The organism is Microbispora siamensis (assembly GCF_016863095.1).
Lineage (GTDB): Bacteria > Actinomycetota > Actinomycetes > Streptosporangiales > Streptosporangiaceae > Microbispora > Microbispora siamensis.
The window spans coordinates 1-890 of the sequence record NZ_BOOF01000131.1 but is presented as its reverse complement, the minus strand read 5'-3'; the positions used below and the strand labels follow the sequence as shown (position 1 = coordinate 890).

The following is an 890-nucleotide window of genomic DNA, read 5'->3' as shown; positions in this document are numbered from 1 at the left end:
TGGTGGTGGCGGGCATGCTTCTGGGCGCCCGGCCCGCCGCGGCGGCGTCGCTGACCCGGGTGACCGGCTTCGGCACCAACCCGACGAACCTGAACATGTACCTCTACGTGCCCGACAGGGTCGCGGCACGCCCCGCGCTCCTGGTCCTGGTCCACTACTGCGGCGGCTCGGCCAGCGCGATCTTCAACGGCAACGGACACGACTACGTCACCGCGGCCGACCGCTACGGCTACATCATCGTGGTCCCCGAAGCCACCCGCAGCGAGAAATGCTTCGACGTGTCCACCCCCGCCGCGCTCAAACGCGACGGCGGCAGCGACTCCACCGGCATCATGGCGATGGTCAACTGGACCCGCCAGCGCTACAACGTCGACCCGGGACGCATCGTCGTCAGCGGCTTCTCCTCCGGCGCCATGATGACCAACGTCCTGGCCGCCGAATACCCCGACGTGTTCTCCGCCGCCTCGGCCTTCTCCGGCGTCCCCGCCGGCTGCTTCGCCACCACCAACGGCTCACTGTGGAACAGCCAGTGCTCCGGCGGACAACTCATCAAGACCGCCCAGCAATGGGGCGACCAGGCCCGCGCCATGTACCCCGGCTACACCGGCCGCTACCCCCGCATCCAGCTGTGGCACGGCACCACCGACACCACACTGGCCTACCCCAACTTCGGCGAAGAGATCAAGCAGTGGACCAACCTGCACGGCCTGAGCCAGACCCCCGCCTTCACCGACCACCCGCAATCATCCTGGACCCGCACCCGCTACGGCACCACCACAACCCAGGCCACCATCGAAGGCATCAGCATCTCCGGCGTCGGCCACCAACTCCCCATGACCGGCCAACTCGCCTACGCCATCTCCTTCCTCGGCCTCGACAGCACCACGCCC

Annotated in this window: 1 protein-coding gene; it reads left to right on the top strand. The window is 68.3% G+C overall.

Features of this window, described 5'->3' with window-relative positions:
• Positions 1–14: 14 nt before the first annotated feature.
• The coding region (locus tag Msi02_RS42785) for an extracellular catalytic domain type 1 short-chain-length polyhydroxyalkanoate depolymerase (protein WP_308441858.1) at positions 15–890 on the top strand (876 nt) is incomplete at its 3' end.